Consider the following 23,249-nt stretch of genomic DNA (forward strand, 5'->3'; position numbering starts at 1 on the left):
CGTCGGGCCAGCCCGACATCGTCCGTCCCGGTGCCAGGATGGGACGCGCGGCCTCGCACCCACAGAGTGGAGACATGACCACCGTGACCGTGCCCGAGTCCCTCGAGGGGCAGTCCCCGCCCTCCTCTGCTCCCGCCGCGCCTGCTCAGCCCTGGTCGATCAGCCGCTGGGCCTCCCGGATCGGGCGGTTCCTCGCCTATGGCTTCCTCGCCATGGTGCTGGGAGCTGTCGGCTTCTCCCTCGTCCTCGGCCTGCTGTCCGCCGGCGCGGCCACCATCGTCATCTGGATCGGGCTGCCGATCCTGGTGGCCGGGGTGCTGGTGGCGCACGGTTTCGCGAGGGTCGAACGAGCCCTGCAGTCCACGATCCTGGGCACCACCCTGCCCACCCCGGCACCGGTCCGGGCTCCGGCGGGCGCCGGCAGGGCGCGCCGCCTGCTCACCCCGCTGACGGACCCCCAGAACTGGCTGGATTCACTCTGGGTGCTGGTCAACTTCCTGCTCGCCCTGATCACTTTCCCGCTGGCGCTGGCCTGGATGGTGGGCGCTCTCGCGACGGTGGGCGGGCCGGTGGCGACCCTGGCGCTGGAGCAGACGCTCCCACCCGCGGAGGGCAGCGGCCTGGCTGCGCTGATGGGGGTTGCTGAGCCGTACACGCTCGCGGTGGATGTGAGCCTGCAGGTCCTCGCGGGGCTGCTGTTCCTGCTCACACTCGGTCCGGTGGTGCGCGGACTCACCGCGCTGCACCAGGCGGTGGCGCGCGGGCTGCTGAGCTCGCGGTACCGGGACCAGCAGCGCCTGCTGCGCACCGAGCAGTCCCGCGCCGCGGGCCGCTCGGCGGAATCCGCCGCTCTGCGGCGACTCGAGCGGGATCTGCACGACGGGCCCCAGCAGCGCCTGGTGCGCGCCTCGATGGACCTCGCGCGAGTGGAGTCGCTCGCCCGGAAGGATCCCGAGAAAGCACGGGCGGTGCTGCGGGAGACCCGTGAGCAGCTGGGCCTCACCCTCGATGACCTCCGCCGCCTCTCCCGCGGCATCGCCCCGCCGGTGCTGGTGGACCGCGGGCTCGCCGCCGCTCTCACGGAGCTCGCGGCGATCTCCCCGATCCCCGCCACGGTCGAGGCCCCCGAGCTGGAGCTGCCCGAGCATGTCGAGATCGGGGTGTACTACGTCGTCTCCGAGTCGCTGACCAATACCGCCAAGCACTCCGGGGCCCGGAGCGTCCGGGTGGAGCTGGCCCGGATCGGCGATGAGGCGCGGGTGAGGATCGAGGACGACGGGCGCGGCGGCGCCGAGATGCGCGCCGACGGGGGCCTGGCCGGCCTCGCCGGCCGTGTCGCCTCCCTGGAGGGCCGGCTCACGGTGTCCTCGCCGCCGGGCCGCGGAACGCGGATCGAGGCGGTGATCCCGTGCGCGTCGTGATCGCGGATGACTCCGCATTGATCCGGGAGGGCCTGCGCCTGGTGCTCGAGGAGGCCGACCACGAGGTGGTCGGCACCGTCGCGACCGGTACCGAGCTGGTGGCGCGTGCGCTGGAGCTGCGTCCGGCGCTGATCATCTCCGACATCCGGATGCCACCCACCCATACCGATGAGGGGCTGCGGGCAGCCCAGCAGATCCGCGCGCAGTGGCCGCAGGCACCGATCGTTCTGCTGAGCCAGTACGTGCTGGTCGGCTATGCGACCGAGCTGATCGAGTCCGGGGTGCAGTCCACGGGCTATCTGCTCAAGGATCGCGTCTTCGACATCCGGGCCTTCCTGGAATCGATCGAGCGGGTGGCCGCCGGCGGCGTGGCGATCGACCCGGACGTGATCGCGCAGGTGATCTCCTCGCGTCGGCGCACCCCGCTGGACGAGCTCACACCGCGCGAACGCGAGGTCCTGGAACTGATGGGCGAGGGGCTGACCAATGCCGGCATCTCGCAGCGGCTGTACATCAGCGGCGGCGCGGTGGAGAAGCACACGCAGCGCCTGTTCGCGAAGCTCGGGCTCGACGAGGATGCAGGGGTGCACCGCCGGGTGACCGCGGTGCTGACCCTGCTGGCTCGCTGAGAGGCTGCTCGGCCGGAGCGTGCCCGGTGGGAGATCGAACGACCAACCCTCCCCACACCTTCATCGTCCACAATCCTTACCGGCATTCTTGACGGCGCCCCGAAACGAGTCTTCTCGTCTGCATTCGCGCTGCTCCGCGTGTCCGGGGCTGCGACGCGGAGGCGATCTCCCGCATCGAGCAACCCTGCGGACACCGTGCCCACCGATATGACCGTTCCTCCACCGAGCATATTCATCCACATTTTCTTCCACATTCTGGGGTGCCTTGCAGAGTTATCCACAGATTCCGCGCCAGGGGTGACAGCGCGTATCGAACGTGACTACGATTCCGGGTATGGAATCGACGACACCGAGCGACGACGGGGACCGCCCCGGTGAGGCTGCTCCTCACCGGGACGGCGCCTCGCCCTCGGTGGACGTCCTGGCCTCCGCGGCGTCCACCCTGATCGAGGTCGAGGCGAGCCCGGCGGCGCGAGTCGTGCTCGCACAGGTGCTCAGCGCCACGCTCGTGGCCTTCACCCGCACCAGATCGGTGCGCGACCCCCTGCCCGACACCGCCGCCGGGTCCCCCGAGGAAGCACTCGCTGTCCTCTCCGGGATCGACCAGCTGCGCTCCTCGCTCTCCGCGATGGATGCGACCTGGCAGGTCGCCGCGGAGCAGCGCATCCGTCGCGCAGATGCACAGCGCGGGCTCCCGGCCTCTCGGCAGGGCAGAGGTGCCCACAGCGAGATCGCACTGGCCCGCCGCATCTCTCCCGCCGCGTCCTCCTTCTCCCTGGCCTCCGCTCGGCGACTCCTCCAGCACATGCCCGGCACGGTCGACTCCCTCCGGGAGGGCGCCGTGACCGCACAGCAGGCCTCCGCGGTGGCGGGCGCGCTCTCGACGGCCTCGCCCGAGACCTGCCGCCGGATCGACGAGCTCATCCAGCAGGATCCGCAGACCCTCCAGGGGAAAGGGCACAAGCGCCTGCGCTCGGACATCGAGGAGATGGTCCAGCACCTGGAACCCGAGACCTCGCAGGTACGCGCGGAGCGCGCCGCGCGGGCGCGGCACGTGACCATGGCACCGCTGGCGGACGGGATGGCCCGGGTCACCGCCGTTCTGCGCGGCATCGATGCCGTCGGGATGATGCAGGCCCTGCATTCCGGTGCCGGTTCCCTGCGCGCCGCCGGGGAGAAGACCTCCGCCCCCGCCCTCGAAGCGGACCTGCTGGTCGACGCCGTGCTCGCCCGTGATCCCTCCGCAGTCCGGGTGACCACACAGGAGACTCCGCACGCTCCTCGCCGACCGCGGACGCAGCCAGGACTCGACGTCGGCATCGTCATCTCCGACACCGCCCTGCTGGGACGTGACGACGACGCCGAGAGCGCCCACCTCGAGGGGTACGGCACCATCCCGGCGCACATCGTCCGTGATTCCCTGCTCGGCAGGCCTCCGGGACACCTGCGCCATGGTGAGGACGAGCATCCCGACGAACAGGTCTCCGCGTTCTACCGGCGCCTCTACACGAACCCGACCACCGGAGAACTGGTCGCGATGGAGTCCCGCTCCCGGGCGTTTCCCGCCGGGCTGGCCCGCATGATCCGCTGGCGGGATACCACCTGCCGCACCCCATGGTGCAATGCGGTGATCCGGCAGAGCGACCATGTCGTCCCCTTCCACCGCGGCGGGTCGACCAGCTATGCGAATGGTCAAGGGCTGTGCGTGCGCTGCAACCTGCTCAAGGAGCACGGGCTGTGGGTGCTCGCGCCCCTGACCGGCGAGAGCGCACCGAGCACGGCATCGACCCCGACATCCGACGGCACGCCGGGCACGCCGGGCACGCCATCGTCGCCACCCCCAGCGCCATCCCCACCCACGGCCTGGTTCTGGACCAGTCCGCACGGAGCGCAGGGCCTCTCCTGGACTCCCCCGCTGCTCGCCCCGCCACCACCGGAGGTGCCACCGGGCCCGGCACCGTCCTCCGATCCTCCTCCGGATCCGCCACCGACATCGGGTTGATCACCACCGACGTGGCGATCTCTCCCCGCCCGCGCAGTCCGTGCCCGCTCGCCTCGGAGTGCTCACCTCCCGCTGCGAGCCGGTACGCATCCTCCTGGACACGCCCCCAGGTCCCGTCGTCATCACCAGGCGACACATCGAGGACATCCGTCCCCTGCGGGAGGGGGCGGGCTGTTCGGCATCACTCTCCTGGCCGGGACACCAACTGATTCGCCTGCGTGCCCGAGCTCCGCACCGAGACCTGGTGCGGGCACCTCGCACATCTGCGACGCACGGTGAGGCCGGTGCGGCCCGTCCGGCAGAACGTCGTGCTGCCGGACGATGCGGCGCATGCGCTGGCACCGAATGTGGGACACGGGGCGAACACGGCCCTCCAGGATGCGCAGTCCCTGGTCCTCGCGGTGCGAGAGCAGCGGAGGTGCGGATCCGGCCCCGTGCAGGTCCGGTCCATGCAGAACTGCGGCAGGAGCGCGCCGTTCGCTGCGGAGGCATGCTGCACACAGCACCCGGCCCGATCAGGGGTGGCAGCTGGCGTCGGAGACGACGCTGCCAGTGGCCATGGCGTCATCGGCCGCCGGATGGCGCGATCGGATGCTCACCGCGAGCCGGGGGCGGCGCGGCCCGCAGTCCGGATGCGAGGTAGGACGGGCCCGCTCAGCGGAGCTTGCGCGCGAGGGTGGAGATGACGTGCCAGTGCTTCTTCTCGGACAGGAAGCGGCCGTCCTCGTCACGCGTCGAGCGATCGAGCACCTGGAAGTCGCTGAACATCGCGTCGATCTCCTCGAGCGGCAGGGTCGCCACGTCGGGACGCTCCGCCCAGGAGTCATTGGTGCCGAAGAAGTCCACCGCCATCACGCCGCCGCGCGGCAACGAGGCCACGAGCTTGCGCCAAACCTCGGGCAGCGCCGTCGGGCCCAGCAGGCCCAGCGTGTAGGTCGAGTACACGATCTGCGCAGCGGGGAAGACCGGGACGTCCGCGATATCGGTGTGGTGGAACTGGACCGAGCCGGACATCCGCTCGTTCTCCACCAGGCGCGCGGCGAGGGTGTCATCGCTGTCGTAGGCGTGCACCGTCCAGCCGTGACGAGCGAACTGCAGGGAGTCGGCGCCGGCACCAGCGCCGAGGTCGAGCACGACCCCCGGCTGGCGGTCGCCACCGACCGCTGCGATCGCCTTGGTCACCAGGCGGCGAGCGGGGCGGCCCGCCGCATGGGCGTTCAACGCTGCCCAGTCAACTTTCTCCGCCGTCTCCATGCGATTCAGGCTCTATCATGCAGGTGCCCATTTCAACTTCCCGTGACGCAGGACGCCTCAAGTTTCGTCACCGGCGAACACCAGGGCATACTGCGCTATCCCCTGGGCCCGGACAGCCTCCGGATCGCCACCGTGCCGACCCGTGGTCGCGCCGCCCGCCTAGGATGACGGGCATGTCCGTCCCCTCCCTGCGCATCGCTGCGGTCTCCCTGCACACCTCCCCCCTCGAGGATCCGGGTGGGGCCGACGCCGGTGGCATGAACGTCGTCGTGCTCGAGCAGTCCCTCGCGCTCGCCCGCCTCGGGCACCGCGTCGACCTCTTCACCCGGCGCAGCGATCCCCTGGCCCCGGACATCATCGAGATCGCCACCGGGGTGCGGCTGCACCACCTCGACGCGGGTCCTGCTGCCCCGTTGGCCAAGAGCGCGATGGAACAGGCGATCGCACCTTTTCGCACCGCCCTGCACACGGTGCTCACCGCTGACGACCCCGCCGGGGGCTGGGACCTCGTCCATTCCCATCACTGGTTCAGCGGGGTCGCCGCGCTCCCCGTCGCACGCGAGCTCGGCGTCCCGCACCTGCAGTCCTTCCACTCGGTGGCGGCCCCGGAGGGCGCCGGGTCGCTCGATGCCGGGGAGCCCGCCGAGTCCCACGGCCGCATCCCGGGCGAGCAGTTCGCCGCCACCGGCTCCGACCTGGTGGTCGCGGTGTCCGAGGCCGAGGCCCGCACCGTCGGCGAGCGGTACGGGGTGCCGGGCTCCCGGCTGAGCGTGGTCCGTCCCGGCGTGGACATCGAACGCTTCAGCCCCTGCCCGGACGTGGAGGACCGCCGGATCGGACCGACGCTGCTGTTCACCGCCCGGCTGCAACCGTTGAAGGGACCCGATCTCGCCCTCGAGGTCCTCTCCCGCCTCGACCCGGCGCTCGGTGCCCGACTCGTGCTCGCCGGCGGCACCTCCGAGGACTTCGCGGAGTACCTCGAGGAGCTGCGGGCACTGGCGGGCGAGCTCGGGGTCGGGGACCGGGTGGAGTTCGTCGGCGCCCTGGGCCGCGACGAGCTGGCCGAGGCGATGCGCTGCGCGGGGGCGCTGCTGCTGACCAGTTGGTCCGAGACTTTCGGACTGGTCGCCCTGGAAGCCCAGGCCAGCGGTACCCCGGTGCTCGCCTGGCGCTGCGCGGGCGGGGTGCAGGAGGCCGTCGGTCCCGAGGGGCTAGTGCTCGAGAGTCGTGACGCCGACGTCTGGGCCGAGGCGCTGCAGTCCCTGCTCGGTGACGCGGACCGCTACCGCACCGCGGTGCATTCCGCACGGGAGTTCGCTGCGACCCGCACCTGGGATGCCGCCGCGGAGTCCCTCGCCGGACTCTATGCCGCCGTCGTCTCGCACCCCGCGATCCCGGCCCCGGTCCCGGTCCCCGACCCCTGGCGGGTGCTCGATGACGCCACGACGGTCCTGGCCGTGCACGCGCACCCGGACGACGAGTCCCTCTCGACCGGCCCCCTGATCGCGTCGCTGACGTCGGCCGGGACCCAGGTGGTGCTGGTGACGGCGACCCGCGGGGAGGAGGGCGAGATCGTACCCGGAGCGCTCGATGTCGGGGAGTCACGGCCTCTCGAGGAGGTCCGCGAGGCGGAGATCGCCACCGCCGCCTCCGCACTGGGCATCACCGAACGGCACTGGCTCGGCACCGCCCCGGCCCTGGCCCCCGGTGCCGCGCCGCGCCGGTACCGGGACTCGGGCATGCGGTGGGTGCAGGAGGGGCTCGCGGGTCCCTCGGAGAGCGCCGGGCCCGACAGCTTCTCCCTCCGCCCGCTCGAGGAGGCCGTCGCCGACCTGGTGGCCCTCCTCGAGGCGGTGCGGCCGGATGCCGTCATCGGGTACGACGACGAGGGGACGTACGGGCATCCCGACCACGTCCGGGCGCATCACGTCGCCGTCACGGCCTGTGCCCGCGCCGGGATCCCGCTGGTCCAGATCGCCAGCGTGCTCCCGGACGGCCCCGGGACCGGGGCAGGTCCAGGGTCAGGGACCGAGTCAGAGTCGGGGACCGAGACGGGGTCCGGCTCCGACATCCGGGAGCGCGGCCACCCTGGCACGGCCGAGGTCGTGCTGCGCGCGGTGGACTCCTACCGCACCCAGCTCACCGTCGTCGGTGAGGAGCCGGGCGGCACCGCGATCCGCCATGTCGGCGGGCAGGACGACGTGGTGCGGCTGCGCACCGGACTGCACGTGCGGGGCTGACGGGCCGACGCTCAGAGCGAGACGTCCAGCAGCGTGGGCAGATGGTCGGAGGCCCCGGGGAGCCGCTCCCCCGCGACCGTCCGGGTGGAGCGCACGGCGCGGGCGTCCAGCACCCGAACCCCGTCCGTGACCAGCACCGCGTCGATGCGACGGCTCGGGGACGCGGCCGGGAAGGTGTGCCCTGCGGGATCTGCACCGTCCACCGGATCGCTGAGCAGCGGCGCGAGCAGGCGCCGCGCCGCACCGTCGGCCGTCTCGTTGAGGTCCCCGCCGACGATGACCGGCGCCCCGGCGCCGCGCACCAGCGCAGCCAGGTGCTCCGCGTGCCGCAGCCGGTTCTCCTCCTGCAGCGCCAGATGCGTCGAGGCGACCACCACGGCGCCGCCGCCGGGGATCGAGAGCCGCACCGCGGCGACCCCGCGGGGATAGATCGAGTTCAGATCCGACATCGTCTGCGTCACGGGATGCGTGCCGCGGCGGATCACCTGGGCCGCGACCTCCTCGGTGGCGAGGATCGCCAGGCCGCGACCGCCGGCGCCGCCGAGGAGCACCCGTCGGCCGGTGCGGCGGGCCAGCCACTGCAGCCGGGCCGTGGACAGCACGAAGCGCGGCGCCTCCTGGATCAGCAGCACGTCGGGCCGCAGGTCCCGGGCGGCCTCGATCAGCGCGACGAGATCCCCGCGCAGCTCCCACAGGTTCCAGCTGAGGATCCGCAGCTCCCACGACGTCCGCGTCACGCGCGATTCCCCCCGCCATCCTGGCGGACCATCGGTGCGATCACGCGCTCGACCAGGCCCTTGAGCTCGTCGACCTCATAGCTCGGCCACCCGAAGAGCATCCGTCGCCACTCCGGCAGCACCGCCTTGGGGCCGAGCGCCGCCCCCATCAGCGCACCGGTGATGCACGCGATCGTGTCGGTGTCGTAGCCGGCGCGCACCGCGGATCGCAGTGCCGCGCCGAGCGCATCCCGCTGGGCGAACTTGCCCTCCGGGATCGGGCTGACGCCGGCGATCGCCGCCCAGGCGGCCTGGAAGGCACTGACCACCCAGCCGTTGCGACGGAACCTCACCGGCGTCGAGAGCTCCGCCTCCTCGATCCGCTCGAGCCACAGCGCACGTCGGTCGGCGGGAAGCTGCCCCAACCCCACCCGCACATCGATCTCACCGGTGAGGACGGCGTGGCGCACGGCCAGCCCCCACAGGACGTTCGCCTCGATCGTCTCCGGATGCACGTGTGTCAAGCGGCACACCGCGGTGATCGCCTCGACCGCGTCCTCCACGGGCGAGCGCAGGTACGGCAGCACGGCCACGTGCACCCGCATCAGCGAGCCGTTGCCCGCGGAGGCCGGCAGCCGCTCATGGGCGGTGGCCGCGGCGCTCCGGAAATCCTTCGCCCGCGGGGCGTAATGACCGTCCTCCCGGGCCAGCTCGGCCGCGGTGCGGATCACCTGCGAGGTGAGCGTGCCGATGTCCGGAGTGCCCAGCGACCACGAGTACCACTCGCGTGCGATGTGGTCCTGTGCTGTCTCGACCCGCAGGTCATGCCCGTCGGAGGCGGCGAGGGACGCCTCCAGCACCACGACCGCCATCGCGGTGTCGTCGGTCCACTCCCCCGGCTGCCAGTCGAGGACCCCGCCCCCGATCATGTCGATGTCCTCGGAAGCGGCCACCGGCGGCTGGAACTCGTAGGGGGCGCCCAGTGCATCTCCTGCCGCCGCTGCCACGACGGTGCCGACGGCACGCTGGCGCTGGAGCGGAGAAAGGCCCTCCGAGGGGGAGTTCATGGCATCCGTCGTCACGCGCCCATGGTTCCACACCGGTGGCAGCACACTGCACACAGTCCAGCCCCGGTACCCTGGTGAGGACCCAGAAGGAGCTCCATGACCGACACCCCCGCGGCCTCCGCACCGCACTTCGACGACCCCCACGACCACACCGGCCACGACCATCCGCCCACCGGCGCGGACCTGGTCCGGGACCTCGTCAAGGGCCTGTCGATCCAGGCACTGCTGATCCCCGTGCTGGCTGTCGTCCTGGTGCTGGCGATCCTGCCCTTCGCGCCCCTCACCCCGGTCCCGCTGCTGCTGGGCATCGGGCTCGGCGCCGCGCAGCTGATCTCACTGGTGGCCACCAGTCTGTTCGTGGCTCGCACCCGCACCCAGCTGGCGGTGAACCCGGGCCTGCTGGCGGTGCGCAGCGTCGTCGAGGAGCTGCTGCGGGTCGCGGCGGTGCTGCTGGCGATCCTGCTGTGGCCGGCGGATGTCCGCCCGGAGCTCGGCATCTGGGTCGGTGCCGGCTGCGCGCTGGTCTGGCTGATCCTCGCGACCGCCCAGACCATCGCCACCCGGCAGCGGATCGCCCGTCCCGGCGAGTGGTCGAAGGAGGCGGTCTCCACGATGCTGGCGCACCGGATCGGTGCCCGCTCCACCGTGCTGATGCGCCTGCTCGACGTGGCCGGCACCGTGATGTTCCAGGTCGGTGCCACAATCCTGGTGATCCTCTCGCCGGTGCTGGCGATCGGCACCATCGTGCTCTCGATCGGTGTGGGGCTCTCCACGCTGGTGCTGCACCGCCGCGCGCCGGCCGAGCGCTCCCGCAGCCCGTGGGCCTATGTGCCCGTCGGCCTGGGGCTGCTCACTCTGGCGCTCGCCGCCTTCGGGCTGCTCGCCCTCTGATCCTTCCCGTCCGCACCCCACCCCGCAGGAGCCGATGATGACCACTGCCCCCACGACCGCCCGCCGCTCCGGCCTCTGGCTGGACCAGGTCGATACGTCCGTCCGCCTCCAGGACGATCTCTTCGGCCACGTCAACGGCCGGTGGCTGCGCGAGCACGAGATGCCCGCGGACCGCTCGAGCGATGGCGCCTTCCACGCCCTGCGCGACCTCTCCGAGGAACGGGTGCGGGAGATCGTCGAGGAGGCCGCGGCCGACGAGGAGGGCCGCGATCCGCACGGTGAGATGGTCCCCACCACCGACCATGCGCGAGTGGGCGCCCTGTACCGGATGTTCATGGACACCGAGGCGATCGAGCAGGCCGGCCTCGCCGTGCTCGAGGACCCGCTGAGCACCGTCACCGCCACCACGGATCTCGAGGGGATCGTGCGTGCCATGGCCGCCCCGGACTCGGGCGCCTCCGCGCTGCTGGCCTACGTCTGGACGGACGATATGGACTCCACGAACTACCAGGTGAAGATCCACCAGGGTGGGCTGGGCCTGCCGGACGAGTCCTACTACCGCGAGGAGCGCTACGCCGAGATCCGCACCGCATACGCCCGGCACCTCGCGAACCTCGCCCGTCTCGCCGCGCTCCCCGGACGCGACGGCCTGGTCGCCGGGAGCCCCGAGGACCTCGCCGCCGCCGTGATGGACTTCGAGACCCGCCTGGCCGCGTGCCATCTGGACGTGGTGCGCGTGCGCGATCGGGAGCAGTCCTACAACCCGATGGATGCCGCGCAGCGCGACCAGCTGGCCCCCGCCTTCCCCTGGGACGCCTATCTCGAGGGCACCGGCGCTCCGGCCCCGGCCCTCGAGGTGATCTCGATCGGTCAGCCCGAGTTCGTCACCGCCGCCGCCGAGCTGCTGGCCGGGGAGGACCTCGCGGTGCTGCGCTCGTGGCTGGCCGTCCACGCCGTCTCCTCCTACGCCCCCTACGGTCCGGCTGCCCTGGTCGACGAGGACTTCGCCTTCTCCGGGAAGATCCTCTCGGGGGCTGAGGAGCTGCGCGAGCGGTGGAAGCGCGCCGTCGCCTTCGTCGAGGGTGCCGTCGGATTCGCGGTGGGCCGCGAATACGTCGCCCGCCACTTCCCGGCCGCCCACAAGAAGCGCATGACCGAGCTGGTCGACGCACTGATGGACGCCTACCGCGACTCCATCGAGAACCTGCCGTGGATGACCCCGGTCACTCGCCAGAAGGCACTGGCCAAGCTCGAGAAGTTCACCCCGAAGATCGGCTATCCCGAGCAGTGGCGCGAGTACGACGGCCTCGAGATCGTTCCCGGAGACCTGGTCGCCAGCGCCCGCGCGTCCCGCCGTTTCGAGGCCGCCTTCGAGTTCGCCAAGGTGGGGGGACCGATCGACGAGACCGAGTGGCACATGACCCCGCAGACGGTCAACGCCTACTACAACCCCGGCGCGAACGAGATCGTCTTCCCCGCCGCGATCCTGCAGCCGCCGTTCTTCGACGCCGAGGCCGACGATGCCGTGAACTTCGGTGGGATCGGCGCGGTGATCGGGCACGAGGTGGGCCACGGCTTCGACGACCAGGGCTCGAAGTACGACGGCGACGGCAACCTGCTCTCCTGGTGGACGCCGGAGGACCGCGAGGCCTTCGACGCGCGCGCCGCGCAGCTCATCACCCAGTACTCGGCCCTCTCCCCCCGGGAGCTCGATGACGCCCACCGCGTCAACGGTGCGCTGACCATCGGTGAGAACATCGGCGACCTGGGCGGGCTGTCCATCGGGGTGAAGGCCTACCTGGCCAGCCGCGACGCCGCCGAGGTGGAGACCGAGATCGACGGCCTCACCGGCCTGCAGCGGGTGTTCTGGTCCTGGGCCACGGTGTGGCGCGGGAAGCATCGCCCCCAGGAGGCGATCCGTCGCCTGGCGGTGGACCCCCATGCCCCGATGGAGTTCCGCTGCAACACGGTCGCCGGCCACCTCGAGGAGTTCCACGCCGCCTTCGACGTCCGCGAGGGTGATGCGATGTACCGCGCCCCCGAGGAGAGGGTGAGCATCTGGTGAGGCCGGAGCCGCCGTTCTACGTGGGCCGCACCCGGCCCTCCTCCATCGGCTGGACCCGCATCGCGATCACGCTGGTGGCCGGGGCCGTGCTCGCGTTGCTGATGGCTCAGCGCTCCACGCCGACGGGCGTCCTGCTGGTGGCGGTGCTGTTCCTGGGGCTCGCCGTGTGGACCTGGATGGGGCAGTGGACCCGCTTCATCGTGGACGAGCACGGCCTGTCGGTGAGCCTGGGAGGGTTCCTGCCTCGCCGGCCCTGGCCGCTGGCGGATTTCCGCACCGTCCAGCTGCGCGAGCTGCCGCGCTCGCGGGTGGGTGTGACCCTCGGCGGCTATGGATGGCGTCGCAGCCGGGCGACGACTCCGCGGCCCGCGGAGCTGACCCCCGTCGGGGCGCGGAAGATCTTCACCCTCGACCAGGTCCAACAGCCCTACCGGATGCTGGTCACCCGGTCGGGGACGATGGTCGAGATCATCGGCCGCGGCTCCACCCACTACATCCTCTCCCCCGAGGACCCCCGCGCCACGGCAGCCGCCGTCGACCAGGCGATCCGCGCCCGCCGCTGACCGGGTAGACTCATCTCTCGTCATCCACTGACAGGGGAGCACCGCGAGGTGCTGAGAGTGCGCATCCTGCGCAGACCCTCGAACCTGATCCGGCTCGCACCGGCGTAGGGAGTCGGGATATCCGTGGAGCGCCGCCGGTGCCCGCGCCCCTTCCAGAGGGAAGGAGAAGTGATGACTCGTTTCCGCACCGTGGACCTGCTGGTCACCGTTCTGATCGGCGCCGCCTTCGGCGTCGCGTACCTGGGCTACGGCCAGCTGTACACGCTGATCGGTCCGCTCACCGCGGCGTTCAAGCCCGCCGAGGGCCTGCTGGCCGGGATCTGGTTCCTGCCGGCGATGCTCGCGGGGCTCATCGTGCGCAAGCCGGGTGCCGCCCTGCTGGCCGGGATGCTCGCCGCCGTGCTCTCGATGCTGCTGGGCAGCCAGTGGGGCTGGGGCACCGCGATCTCCGGTCTGATGCAGGGCGGTGGCGTCGAGCTCGCGTTCCTGCTGACCCGCTACCGGCGCTTCACCCTGCCGGTCGCCGTGCTGGCCGGCGTACTCGCCGCGCTGCTGGAGTGGGGATGGGAGAAGTTCGCCTACTACCCGGAGATGAGCTGGGCCTTCTCCGGTGTGATGCTCGCCTGCTTCGTGCTCTCCGGGGCGCTGCTGTGCGGCGGGCTCGGCTGGGCGGCGACCCGGGCGCTGGTCTCCACCGGCGCGGTGGACGCCCTCGCCGCCGGTCGGGAGCACGCCCGGGTCGCCGAGGCCTGAGCAGGCGGCCACGATCACCCGTCCCCGCTCCCCCGCCACCACCGGTCGGCAGCTGACCGGTCTGAGCTGGCGGCCCCTGACCCGCTCCCGGCCCACGATCGCCTCGCTGGACCTGTCGATCCCGGCCGGGCAGCGAGTGCTGCTGACGGGTGCCAGCGGCAGCGGGAAGTCGACCGTGCTGCGTGCCCTCGCCGGGCTGCTGGACGAGGAGTCCGGCGAGGGCACCGGCCTGCTGTCCCCGCCGTCCCGGCCCGGGGAGGCCGGGCTGCTGCTGCAGAACCCCTCCCATGCCCTGGTCGCCGCGACGGTCTTCCGTGAGGTCGCCTTCGGGCCCGAGAACGCGGCGCTGCCCCGCGCACAGATCCGTGAGCGGGTGGCCGCGGCCCTCGCAGCGGCGCAGGTGGGGCTGGATCCCGAGCGGGGGCCGCTCGAGGTCTCCGGCGGGCAGCAGCAGCGCATCGCGCTGGCCGGCAGTCTCGCTCTGGGACCCGAGCTGCTGCTGCTGGACGAACCCACCAGCATGCTCGATGCCGAGACCGCGGAGCTGGTGCGCGTGGCGATCCTCGCCGCCGCCGACGGTGCCGGACTGGTCGTCGCCGAGCACCGGCTGGGGCCCTGGCTGGCTCATGTGGACCGCTTGGTGGTGCTCGGCGAACAGGCGCAGATCCTCGCCGACGGGGCACCGGGCGAGGTGCTGCGCGAGCAGCGCGAGCTGCTGCAGGAGATCGGGGTGCTGGTCCCCGAGGGGACGAGCGCGGCGCGACCGGTCGCGACACGACCGGTCGGGCCGGAGCCGGCCGTCGCCGCGCTGTGCGGAGTCACCGTCCCCGCCCGCGGGCTGACCACTCCCCTGGACCTCGAGGTGCGCGCCGGTCGCCTCAGCGTGCTCACCGGTCCCTCCGGGGCAGGGAAGACCACCGTGCTGCGCACCCTGCTCGACGCGGACGCCCCGGCGACCGGCCAGGTGCAGCGGCCGGAGCCCGCACGGATCGCGGCGGTCCCCCAGAACCCCGAGCACTCCTTCGTCGCCACCACCGTGCGGGCGGAGCTGAGCGCCTCCCCCTGGGCCACTGATCCCGTCCTCGCCGAGGAGCTGCTGGAGCGAGCGGGGCTGGCGCATCTCGCCGGTGCCCACCCCCATCGCCTCTCCGGCGGGGAGCAGCGCCGCCTCGCGACCGCCGCCGCCCTCGCCCAGTCCCCGGACCTGCTGGTGCTGGACGAGCCCACCGTCGGCCTGGACGCCCGCCGGCGCCGGGACGTGCTGGCGCTGCTCGCCGACGCCGCGGGGCGCGGCTGCGCGGTGCTGGTCGCCACCCACGACCCCGAGCTGATCGCGGCCGCCGCCGACCGGTGCGAGCTGCCGGCCCCGGATCCCGCCGGGCCGCCCCCTGCCCCGCGGCGCCGGATCCCGGCCGACGCCCTGAACCCGCTGACGCTGTCGCTGATCGGGATCCTCGCCGCGATCGGCTCCTTCGCCGTCCAGACCTGGCAGGGCGGGCTGCTCGCCCTGCTCCCCACGGTGCTGCTGGCGCCGCTGGCGGTGAGGACGCTGCGCGGCGGCGCGCTGCGGCTGCTCCCGATCCTGCTCTCGGCGGCGGGACTCGCCTGGACCACGGCCCTGCTGGGCGACGCCCCACCGCTGTCGACGGAGGCGTGGCTGCTGGGCCTCAAGGAGGCCGCCCGGATCACCGCCTTCGTGGCCCCCGGGGTGCTGGCGCTGGGCAGTGTGGAAGCCACCGCGCTCGGCGATGCGCTGGGGCAGCGGCTGCGCCTGCCCGCCCGGCCGGTCGTCGCCTCGGTGACGGCACTGGTGCGGGTCGGTCACCTGGGCCGGCAGTGGGACATCATCTCCCGGGCGCGGAGGCGGCGGGGCCTGGGCGGCGCGCGGTCCCCACGGCTGCTCGCCGGGACCACACTCGCACTGCTGGTGGACACGCTGCGGGGCGCGGAGCAGCAGGCGCTGGCGATGGATGCCCGCGGGTTCGCCGGGGCGGACCACCGCACCTGGGCCGCGCCCAGCATGCTGGGCCGCGCGGACCTGCTCGGCGCGCTGATCGCGGGAGGCTTCCTGGTCTGGCCGCTGCTCGCGGAGATCCTGGCGGGATGAGCACGTCGTACCCTGGAACGGTGAACGAGGACACCCCGCCCCAGCCCCCCAGCCCCGAGAACCCCGCCGGCGCCGAGGACGAGGCCGTGATCGCCCTGGCGCACTCGCTGCTCGACGCCGCCCGCACCGGTGACGCCGCCGCCCTCCTGTCGCTGGTCGACCAGGGCGCCCCGGTGAACCTGCGCGACGGGGCCGGGAACTCCCCGCTGATGCTCGCCGCCTATCACGGGCACGCCGAGCTGGTCCGCGAGCTCTCCGCCCGCGGGGCCGACGTCGACCTCATGAACGACCGCGGCCAGACCCCCCTCGCGGGCGTGGCCTTCAAGGGCTTCACCGACGTCGCGCGGGTGCTCCTGGAGGCCGGGGCCGATCCGGACCTGGGCCACCCCAGCGCACGGGAGACGGCGACGTACTTCGAGCGCACCGAGATCATCAGCCAGATCGAGGCGCGCCGGGCATAGTCCGGGTTCTCGGCCCGCGTCAGGCCCGGGAGGGCCTCAGCACCATCGCGACGTGCTCGATCCCGGCCTCCATGAACAGCTCCCCCACGGTCTCGAAGCCCATCACCGCATACCACTGCTCGAGGTAGGCCTGGGCATCGATGTGCACCACGGCGCCCGGCGCCGTCGCCCGGAGGTGCTCGAGCGCTCCCGTCATGAGCTGCCGTCCGTATCCGCTGCGGCGGTGCGCGCCGTCCACCGCCACCCGACCGATCCGCACGATGCCGTCCGGCTCTTGCAGCATCCGCAGATGCGCGACCGGGGTGCCCGCCAGGCCCAACGACGCGGCCTCCGCGCTGGGCAGCTCGAGCCACATGAGCGTCGTGCCGGACTCGAGGTCCCGGCCGTCGAGATCCGGATCGGTGGCCCTCTGCTCCATCGCGAAGACGTCCTGGCGCAGCTTCGCCAGCAGGTAGAGGGTGCGCGGGTCGATCTCGGCGAGGGCCGCCCGACGAAGCACCGGGCAGGCGCTGAGGTCCGTGTCGTTCATGCGGTCGTCGTTCATGCGGTCGTCGTTCATGCGGTCACGGTACGGCACCCCGCCCCCGGACGTATCCTGCTCGGACGCCGCTCCACCGTCGAGAGGACCCTCATGGCCCGGACCCCCACCGTCGAGGACGATCAGCGCTTCCTCGACCTCGCGATCGAGCAGGCTCGCCTCAGCTGGCACGAGGGCGGGGTGCCGATCGGTGCCGTCCTGGTCCACCGGGGCAGGGTCCTCGCGGCCGGGCACAACCAGCGGGTGCAGAAGGGGTCCGCGATCCTGCACGCCGAGACCGACACCATCGAGCGCGCCGGACGGCTCCCCGCGGCCGTCTACCGTGACAGCGTCCTGTACACGACCCTCTCGCCGTGCCTGATGTGCGCGGGCACCGCACTGCTGTACGGGATCCCCCGCGTCGTCGTCGGCGAGAACCGCAGCTTCGAGATGTCCGAGGCGCTGCTGCGTGAGCGCGGGGTCACCGTCGATGTGCTGGATGATGGGCGCTGCCGGGCGCTGATGGAACGGATGATCGCGGAACGTCCGGAGGTCTGGAGCGAGGACATCGGCGTCGAGAGCACAGAGCTGGATCGCTGAGCAACGGGCGGCCGCGGGCTGCTCACGCGGCCTCGTCGGCCCGGCCGGGGGCCAGTGCCCAGGGCGCTGCCGGATGCTCCCTCGTCCAGCTCGCGCGGCGGCTGCGCCGGCTCTGGCAGCGCGGGCACCAGAACACGGTGCGGGCGGAGAGGTCCGCCGAGCGCACGGTGGTGCCGCACAGCCGGCAGGGCAGGGTCTGGCGGTGGTAGACGTAGAAGGACTCCTCGCGGGGCACCACGTCCGGGTCCTCGTCCCCGTTCTGGCGGGTGCCGCGGGAGCGCTCGATGATCCGCGCCTCGATCTCCCGGTGCTCCGGCTGGGTGGTGACGATCCTCCCGGTGCGAGCGCCGTAGGTCATCAGCGCGACCAGGTCCTCCCACATCTGCTCGAGCATCCCGGGGCTGAGGTCCCTCCCGGGCACGAGAGGGTCCAGGCGGGCCCGGAACAGCAGCTCGGCGCGAAAGATGTTGCCGATCCCGGCCACGACCCTCTGGTTCATCAGCAGCGCGCCGATGCTGGTGCGGGAGCGGCGCACGGCCTCGACGAAGCGGCGGCGCTCCCGGCCGGCAGGATCGGGGCGCAGCGGGTCCGGTCCCAGCCGGTCCAGCACGGCCTGCCGTCCGGCGCCGTCGAGGATCTCGCAGGCGGTGGGACCGGTGAGGTCCGCGAGGCCGCGCGCTCCGGCGATGCGCAGTCGCACCGTCGGCCGTGGCACGATGCGGCGCCAGTCGGTGACTTCCGCCCCGTCCAGCTCCTCCTCCTGCTCCCCCCTTCGCAGCCGCGGCGCACCGATCGCGTGGGCGTCGACGAAGCCGGGGTCGCCGGCGAAGGTCCAGGAGCCGTACAGGCCCAGGTGGATGTGGACATGTCGCACCACCGGTGCGTCCCGGTCCACGTCCGCCGAGGGCGCGAAGGGCAGGAGCAGGTGCTTGCCGACCGCCTCCGCGCCCAGCAGGACCGTCCCGTCCAGCTGCGTCGCCTCCCCGAAGCGCCCCTGCGGGCTCGAGGTGCGCACCCGCTGCCCGCCGAAGGCGCGCTCGAACGCGCCGGCCAGCCGGTGGACGGTATGCCCCTCGGGCATCAGTCTGTCGTGCTCGCGCTGTATCCGCCGGTGCGCTCGTAGAGACCGACCAGGTCGATCCGGCGCTGGTGGCGCTCCTCGCCCGTGAACGGCTCGGCGAGGAACAGATCGATCAGTGCCTCGAGCTCGTCCTCGGAGTGCTGGCGGGCGCCGACGGAGAGGACGTTGGCGTCGTTGTGCTGACGCGCCAGGCGGGCCGTGTCCTCGTTCCACACCAGGGCCGCACGGACTCCGGCGACCTTGTTCGCCGCGATCTGCTCGCCGTTGCCGGAGCCGCCGATCACGATGCCGAGGGATCCCGGGTCCGCGACCACGGCCTCCCCGACATCGGTGCAGAACGGCGGGTAGTCGTCCAGGGCGTCGTACTCGTGGGCGCCGTGGTCGGTGACCTCGTGCCCCTTCTGCTGCAGCACCGCCACCAGGCGGTTCTTGAGCTCGAAGCCGGCGTGGTCGGTGCCGATGTGCACGCGCATGTCAGGGGTCTCTCTCTCGGGGGCAGGAACGGGCGCGGAGGCGGGGCGGTCAGCTGAAGTCGACGCCGTCGCCGCGGGAGCGCTTGAGCTCGAAGAAGCCGTCGAGCGCGGCCATGGTCGAGAGCGCATCGAGCAGCTTCCCGGCCTCCTCGCCCTTCGGGGCCGGCGAGACCACCGGGCCGAAGTACGCGGTGCCGTCCCCGAAGGAGATCACCGGGGTGCCCACGTCGTTGCCGACGCGCGAGATCCCGTTCTCGTGGGAGGCGCGCAGCGCGACGTCGGTCTCGTCGCCGGCGACCGGGTCGTAGGCCTCGATCAGGGACGCGGGCAGTCCCGCGTCCGCGAGCGCGGCCACTGCCGTCGCCCCGCGGTCACGGTGCTCCCCGCCGACGTGATAGCGCTCGCCCCAGGCGGTGTACCAGCGGGCGAACGCCTCGTTGCCCTCGACGCGATCGATCTCGATGGCCAGGCGGGCCGGGCCCCAGGAGTCATCGAGCATGGCGCGGTAGCCCGCGTCGAGCTCGGCGCCCTCGTTGAGGACGGACAGGGACATCACCGAGTACTTCGGGGCGATCTCGCGGACCTCCGCGGCATGCAGCAGCCAGCGGCTGGTCATCCAGGCGTAGGGGCAGACGGGATCGACGAACAGCTCGACAGTGCGCACAGACAAGGGGAACTCCTCGGCTCGGGGGTGAGGCGTCCATTCTGTCACTGGCCGCCGCGGGGCGGGCCGCCGTCTGCGAGGTGACCGGGCCAACACCACCGGGAGGTAAAAAGGATTGCACTGCACTGGTGGGACGGGTTGGATCATCAGGTGCTCGATTCTCGCTCCACCGCCGTCACGGCGCCCGCTCCGCCCCGCGCCGCCGCACCCGGGGTGATGGCCTCGATCGTGCGCGCCCATCGCGGGATGCTCGCCGTCGTGCTGCCGCTGGCGACCCTCGCCGAAGGGGTCGAGCTGCTGACGCCGATCGTGCTGGGCCTGGTGATCGACCGCGGCGTGCTCGCCGGGGACCTGTCCCTCACGCTGCTGAGCGCGCTGGGGCTGATCCTGCTGCGGCTGGTGGGCGTGGTCCTGTGGGCCTGGTGCTTCCTGCAGTCGCAGAAGGCGTGCATGTACGAGCGGCATCGCCTGCGGGTGGGACTGACCGGCGCGGTGCTCGACCCGCGCTCGCGCCCGGTGCGGCGCCCGGCCGGTGAGGTGCTCTCGATCGCCACCTCCGACGCCGACAAGGCCTCCGACCTGATGGACATGCTCCCCTGGGTGGTGCCCTCGCTGCTGACAGTGCTGGCCGCGGCCGGATACCTGGCGGTGATGGATGTGTGGCTGGGGCTGGCGATGCTGCTGGGGATCGCGGTGATGGTGGTCGTGATCCGGGTGATCACCCCGACCCTGTCGGCCCGCTACGACGATCAGCAGTCGCAGGCCGCGGAGGCCGCCGCCACCGCCACCGACCTGGTCCACGGACTGCGGGTGCTGCAGGGCCTCGGCGTGCAGGGCCGGGCCCGGGCCGCCTACCGTCGGCGCTCGCGCTCCGCGCTGCAGGCCGCACTGGTCAACGCCCGCTACTCGGGGATCTCCTCGGGGCTGACCACCCTGGTCACCGGGCTCATGCTCGCCGTCGTGGTGGTGCTCGCCGCGCTGCGCACCCTGGACGGCTCGCTCTCCCTCGGCGTGCTGATCGCGGTGGTGGGCGTGGCACGCTACGTGATGGGCATGCTGCAGGGCCTCTCGGGCGCCCCGGTCTGGTGGGCGGGGATGTCCACCTCGGCACGGCGCGTGCGCGACCTCTACACGGACCTCGGACGCACCGTCGACGACCCGGCGCTGGGACTGGACGTGCTGACCACCCAGCGCGACGAGCGCGGCGACACCGGCGGGGGGCAGGGCCGACGCGGTGCCGCCGGCGGCCTGCATCTCCCCCAGCTCTCGGTCGCCGATGGCGAGATCGTGGCACTGGCCTGCGCCGATGCCCGGGACGCCGACGCCGTGGTCGATGCCGTGAACGGCCGCACCGAGTTCGGGGCGCGCATCGGCGATGAGCCGCTCACGCCCACGGGCAGGTGGGGCCTGCGCTCGGACCTGCTGGTCGAGCCCCATGTCGTGGATCTCTTCGACGGCACCCTGCGCGAGCAGCTGGCGACCCGCGCTCCTCGGGGCAGCATGGACGAGGACGATGCCTGGGCCGCCGGCGCCCTGCACGCCGCCGGCGCCGCGGACCTGCTGCGGATCCTGCCCGCGGGCTACGACAGCCGCATCCTGGATCGCGGCGCGAACCTCTCGGGCGGCCAGCGCCAGCGCATCGCCCTCGCCCGGGCGGTGGCCGCGGACGCCCCGGTGCTGGTGCTGCATGACCCCACCACCGCCGTCGACGCGGTCACCGAGCAGAACATCGCCGAGGCGCTGATCGGCGCCCGGCGCCGCACCGACCGGGCGACGCTGCTGGTGACCCGGGCGCCGGCCCTGCTGCAGGAGGCCGACAGGGTGGTGTTCATGCGGGACGGCGCAGTCGTCACCGAGGGCGCCCACCAGGACCTGATGGAGCACGAGGAGTACCGGGAGGTGGTGCGGCGATGAGCGAGCTCCACTGGAAGCGGCCGCTGGAGGACGTGCTCGGCGACGACGAGACCGCCCGCCGCCAGCTGGCCGAGCATGCGCAGCTGCTGCCGATCGCGGACGCCCGCACCTCGCTGCGGTTCATGGCGGCCCGCTTGCGGGAGCATCGGGTCGCCACGCTGCTGACCCTGGTGGTCACGATCGGCGGCGCGGTCGCCGCGGCGGTCCTCCCCCGCCTGATCGGCTCGGCCGTGGACGTGGTCGCCGCCGGGGGGCCGACGGACCGGATCTGGGCGCTCGGCGGGCAGATCCTGGCCGTCGGCGTGATCCAGGCGGCGCTGATGGCGCTGGGCTGGTCGATGATCTCGGCGCTCGGTCAGCGCATCCTCGCCGGCATGCGCGAGGACGTCATAGATCGGGCGCTGGACCTGCCGGCGCAGACCATGGAGACCACCGGGATCGGCGATGCCCTCTCCCGGGTCGCCGATGACGTGGACGTCGCCGCGCGCGCGGTGAACAACCTGGTCCCGAACCTGATCCAGCTGGGCTTCCTGGTGCTGATCACCCTGGTCGCGATGGCGACGCTGTCCCCCTGGCTGCTGCTGATGGTGGTGATCATCGTGCCGATGTACGTGCTCGCGGCCCTCTGGTACCTGCGGCGCACCGCGCCCCTCTACCGTCGGGAGCGGATCGCGATGGGAGCCCGGGCCCAGGGACTGCTCTCGGCGATCCACGGCATCCCCACCGTGCACGCCTACGGCATCGAGCGGCGCGAGACCCGCCACGTCGCCGTGCTCTCGGAGACCGCTTCACTGCTGAACATGCGGGTGATGTTCCTGGTCAGTCGCCTGGTGCTGGGCCTGAACGTGCCCGAGAACCTGGCGCTGGCGATGGTGCTGCTGTTCGGCTTCGTGATGGTGCAGCTCGGCGGGGTCCCCATCGGGCTGGTCACCGCGGCAGCGGTCTACCTGGTCACCCTGTTCTGGCCGCTGATGGCGGTGATCTTCACCCTCGACGAGGTGCAGTCGGCGCTGGCCAGCCTCGCGCGGATGATCGGGGTGATCACCTCGATCGATCCTGCCGCCTCCCCCGGCACGGAGCGTCCCGCCGACGCCTCGATCCGGCTCGAGCAGGTCTCCCACGCCTACGGCGAGGATGCGGACGGGGCCGAGCGGATCGTGCTGCGACCGATCGACCTCGACATCGCCGCGGGCGAGGTGGTCTCGCTGGTGGGCGCCTCGGGCGCCGGCAAGTCGACCCTCGCCGCGATCCTGGCCGGCACCCTGCTCCCCCGCCACGGTCGGGTGCTGCACGGCGGGACCGACCTCGCCCATGCCGATCTGGAGGCGGTGCGCGCGCACGCCGCGATCGTCAGCCAGGACGTGCACGTGTTCCGCGGCACCCTGCGCGAGGACCTGCAGCTGGCCGCCCCCGGCGCCGACGACGAGGAGCTGCGCCGGGCTCTGCACCGGGTCGATGCGCTGGCCTGGGTGGATCGGCTTCCCCACGGCCTGGGCACGGAGGTGGGCGAGAAGGGCGAGCGCCTCACCGCCGAGCAGTCCCAGCAGCTGGCCCTGGCCCGGGTCGCCCTGCGGGACCCGGCGGTGCTGGTCCTCGACGAGGCCACGGCCGAGGAGGGCTCCTCCGGGGCCCGGGTGCTCGAGCGCGCCGCGCTCGAGGTGGCCCGCGGCCGCACCACGATCATCGTCGCCCACCGCCTCTCGCAGGCGCGGATCGCCGACCGGATCCTGGTGATGGCCGATGGCGCCGTGGTCGAGGAGGGCACGCACGACGAGCTGGTCGCCCGCGGCGGCGACTACGCACGCCTCTGGGAGGCGTGGTCCCTCTGATC

At 72.6% G+C, this 23,249-nt stretch carries 21 protein-coding genes and 1 riboswitch; of the genes, 14 read left to right on the top strand and 7 right to left on the bottom strand.

From position 1 onward, the window contains the following. Positions 1–74 precede the first annotated feature (74 nt). The 4 genes from ACHUEU_RS02935 (at position 75) to ACHUEU_RS02950 (ending at position 4,738) form a co-directional block, all read left to right on the top strand. A complete protein-coding gene (locus tag ACHUEU_RS02935) occupies positions 75–1,421 on the top strand; it encodes a sensor histidine kinase (protein WP_394214395.1) in 1,347 nt (448 codons plus the stop codon). Beyond that, positions 1,418–2,050 (top strand): response regulator transcription factor, encoded by a 633-nt coding sequence (locus ACHUEU_RS02940; RefSeq protein WP_463454935.1) that lies wholly within the window; start codon positions 1,418–1,420, stop codon positions 2,048–2,050. The genes ACHUEU_RS02935 and ACHUEU_RS02940 overlap by 4 nt, the downstream gene beginning before the upstream one ends. Before the next feature lie 334 nt (positions 2,051–2,384). Next, positions 2,385–4,052, top strand: a complete 1,668-nt coding sequence (locus tag ACHUEU_RS02945) for an HNH endonuclease (RefSeq protein ID WP_394214397.1) — start codon at positions 2,385–2,387, stop codon at positions 4,050–4,052. Between the two features lie 308 nt (positions 4,053–4,360). Beyond that, a complete protein-coding gene (locus ACHUEU_RS02950) occupies positions 4,361–4,738 on the top strand; it encodes a hypothetical protein (RefSeq protein WP_394214398.1) in 378 nt (125 codons plus the stop codon). On the opposite strand, the gene ACHUEU_RS02955 is transcribed toward ACHUEU_RS02950, so the two are convergent. Continuing rightward, on the bottom strand, positions 4,707–5,306 hold the full coding sequence (locus ACHUEU_RS02955; RefSeq protein WP_394214399.1) for a class I SAM-dependent methyltransferase: 600 nt from the start codon (positions 5,304–5,306) through the stop codon (positions 4,707–4,709). The two genes, ACHUEU_RS02950 and ACHUEU_RS02955, sit on opposite strands and share 32 nt — an antisense overlap. Before the next feature lie 173 nt (positions 5,307–5,479). On the opposite strand from ACHUEU_RS02955, the gene ACHUEU_RS02960 reads away from it, so the two are divergent. Beyond that, positions 5,480–7,546 carry a glycosyltransferase gene (locus ACHUEU_RS02960; RefSeq protein ID WP_394214400.1) on the top strand — a complete coding sequence of 689 codons (2,067 nt, stop codon included), beginning with the start codon at positions 5,480–5,482 and terminating at the stop codon, positions 7,544–7,546. Positions 7,547–7,557: 11 nt separating this feature from the next. On the opposite strand, the gene ACHUEU_RS02965 is transcribed toward ACHUEU_RS02960, so the two are convergent. Beyond that, entirely contained in the window at positions 7,558–8,283 is a 726-nt protein-coding gene (locus ACHUEU_RS02965) for an endonuclease/exonuclease/phosphatase family protein (RefSeq protein ID WP_394214401.1), read from the bottom strand. After that, entirely contained in the window at positions 8,280–9,344 is a 1,065-nt protein-coding gene (locus ACHUEU_RS02970) for an ADP-ribosylglycohydrolase family protein (protein WP_394214402.1), read from the bottom strand. Before ACHUEU_RS02970 ends, ACHUEU_RS02965 begins: the two co-directional genes overlap by 4 nt. An 81-nt stretch (positions 9,345–9,425) precedes the next feature. Between ACHUEU_RS02970 and ACHUEU_RS02975 the strand changes: the two genes are divergently transcribed. The 6 genes from ACHUEU_RS02975 to ACHUEU_RS03000 all read left to right on the top strand — a co-directional run bounded on the left by ACHUEU_RS02975 (position 9,426) and on the right by ACHUEU_RS03000 (position 16,169). Then, on the top strand, positions 9,426–10,220 hold the full coding sequence (locus ACHUEU_RS02975) for a hypothetical protein (RefSeq protein WP_394214403.1): 795 nt from the start codon (positions 9,426–9,428) through the stop codon (positions 10,218–10,220). Positions 10,221–10,257: 37 nt separating this feature from the next. Beyond that, positions 10,258–12,285, top strand: coding sequence for a M13 family metallopeptidase (locus ACHUEU_RS02980; RefSeq protein ID WP_394214404.1), 2,028 nt, complete (start codon positions 10,258–10,260; stop codon positions 12,283–12,285). Next, positions 12,282–12,848, top strand: coding sequence for a hypothetical protein (locus ACHUEU_RS02985; RefSeq protein WP_394214405.1), 567 nt, complete (start codon positions 12,282–12,284; stop codon positions 12,846–12,848). Before ACHUEU_RS02980 ends, ACHUEU_RS02985 begins: the two co-directional genes overlap by 4 nt. A 22-nt stretch (positions 12,849–12,870) precedes the next feature. Further along, positions 12,871–12,976: riboswitch (TPP riboswitch) on the top strand. A 43-nt stretch (positions 12,977–13,019) separates the two neighbouring features. Next, a complete protein-coding gene (locus ACHUEU_RS02990; RefSeq protein WP_394214406.1) occupies positions 13,020–13,601 on the top strand; it encodes an ECF transporter S component in 582 nt (193 codons plus the stop codon). A 106-nt stretch (positions 13,602–13,707) separates the two neighbouring features. Further along, complete coding sequence (locus ACHUEU_RS02995) at positions 13,708–15,708, top strand: ATP-binding cassette domain-containing protein (RefSeq protein ID WP_394214585.1); 2,001 nt, start codon at positions 13,708–13,710, stop codon at positions 15,706–15,708. Positions 15,709–15,728: 20 nt separating this feature from the next. Then, on the top strand, positions 15,729–16,169 hold the full coding sequence (locus ACHUEU_RS03000; protein WP_394214407.1) for an ankyrin repeat domain-containing protein: 441 nt from the start codon (positions 15,729–15,731) through the stop codon (positions 16,167–16,169). A gap of 19 nt (positions 16,170–16,188) precedes the next feature. Here ACHUEU_RS03000 and ACHUEU_RS03005 read toward each other — a convergent pair whose 3' ends face one another. Beyond that, positions 16,189–16,728 (bottom strand): GNAT family N-acetyltransferase, encoded by a 540-nt coding sequence (locus tag ACHUEU_RS03005; protein ID WP_394214408.1) that lies wholly within the window; start codon positions 16,726–16,728, stop codon positions 16,189–16,191. A gap of 72 nt (positions 16,729–16,800) precedes the next feature. Here ACHUEU_RS03005 and ACHUEU_RS03010 point away from each other — a divergent pair, with 72 nt between their 5' ends. Next, a complete protein-coding gene (locus ACHUEU_RS03010; RefSeq protein WP_394214410.1) occupies positions 16,801–17,286 on the top strand; it encodes a nucleoside deaminase in 486 nt (161 codons plus the stop codon). Between the two features lie 22 nt (positions 17,287–17,308). On the opposite strand, the gene ACHUEU_RS03015 is transcribed toward ACHUEU_RS03010, so the two are convergent. Genes ACHUEU_RS03015 through ACHUEU_RS03025 form a run of 3 tightly spaced genes read right to left on the bottom strand, consistent with a single transcriptional unit; the run spans position 17,309 to position 19,510 of the window. Further along, the gene (locus tag ACHUEU_RS03015; RefSeq protein WP_394214411.1) at positions 17,309–18,367 is read right to left on the bottom strand and encodes an Fpg/Nei family DNA glycosylase; all 1,059 of its coding nucleotides are present in this window, start codon (positions 18,365–18,367) and stop codon (positions 17,309–17,311) included. Next, positions 18,367–18,840, bottom strand: coding sequence for a ribose-5-phosphate isomerase (locus tag ACHUEU_RS03020; RefSeq protein ID WP_394214412.1), 474 nt, complete (start codon positions 18,838–18,840; stop codon positions 18,367–18,369). The genes ACHUEU_RS03015 and ACHUEU_RS03020 overlap by 1 nt, the downstream gene beginning before the upstream one ends. Before the next feature lie 49 nt (positions 18,841–18,889). Further along, positions 18,890–19,510, bottom strand: a complete 621-nt coding sequence (locus tag ACHUEU_RS03025; protein WP_394214413.1) for a mycothiol-dependent nitroreductase Rv2466c family protein — start codon at positions 19,508–19,510, stop codon at positions 18,890–18,892. 144 nt (positions 19,511–19,654) lie between these two features. Here ACHUEU_RS03025 and ACHUEU_RS03030 point away from each other — a divergent pair, with 144 nt between their 5' ends. Beyond that, positions 19,655–21,418, top strand: coding sequence for an ABC transporter transmembrane domain-containing protein (locus tag ACHUEU_RS03030; protein ID WP_394214414.1), 1,764 nt, complete (start codon positions 19,655–19,657; stop codon positions 21,416–21,418). Further along, on the top strand, positions 21,415–23,247 hold the full coding sequence (locus ACHUEU_RS03035) for an ABC transporter ATP-binding protein (protein WP_394214415.1): 1,833 nt from the start codon (positions 21,415–21,417) through the stop codon (positions 23,245–23,247). Before ACHUEU_RS03030 ends, ACHUEU_RS03035 begins: the two co-directional genes overlap by 4 nt. Positions 23,248–23,249: the final 2 nt, after the last annotated feature.

The sequence above is a fragment of the Brachybacterium vulturis genome, assembly GCF_043641765.1.
In the GTDB taxonomy this organism is placed as follows: domain Bacteria; phylum Actinomycetota; class Actinomycetes; order Actinomycetales; family Dermabacteraceae; genus Brachybacterium; species Brachybacterium vulturis_A.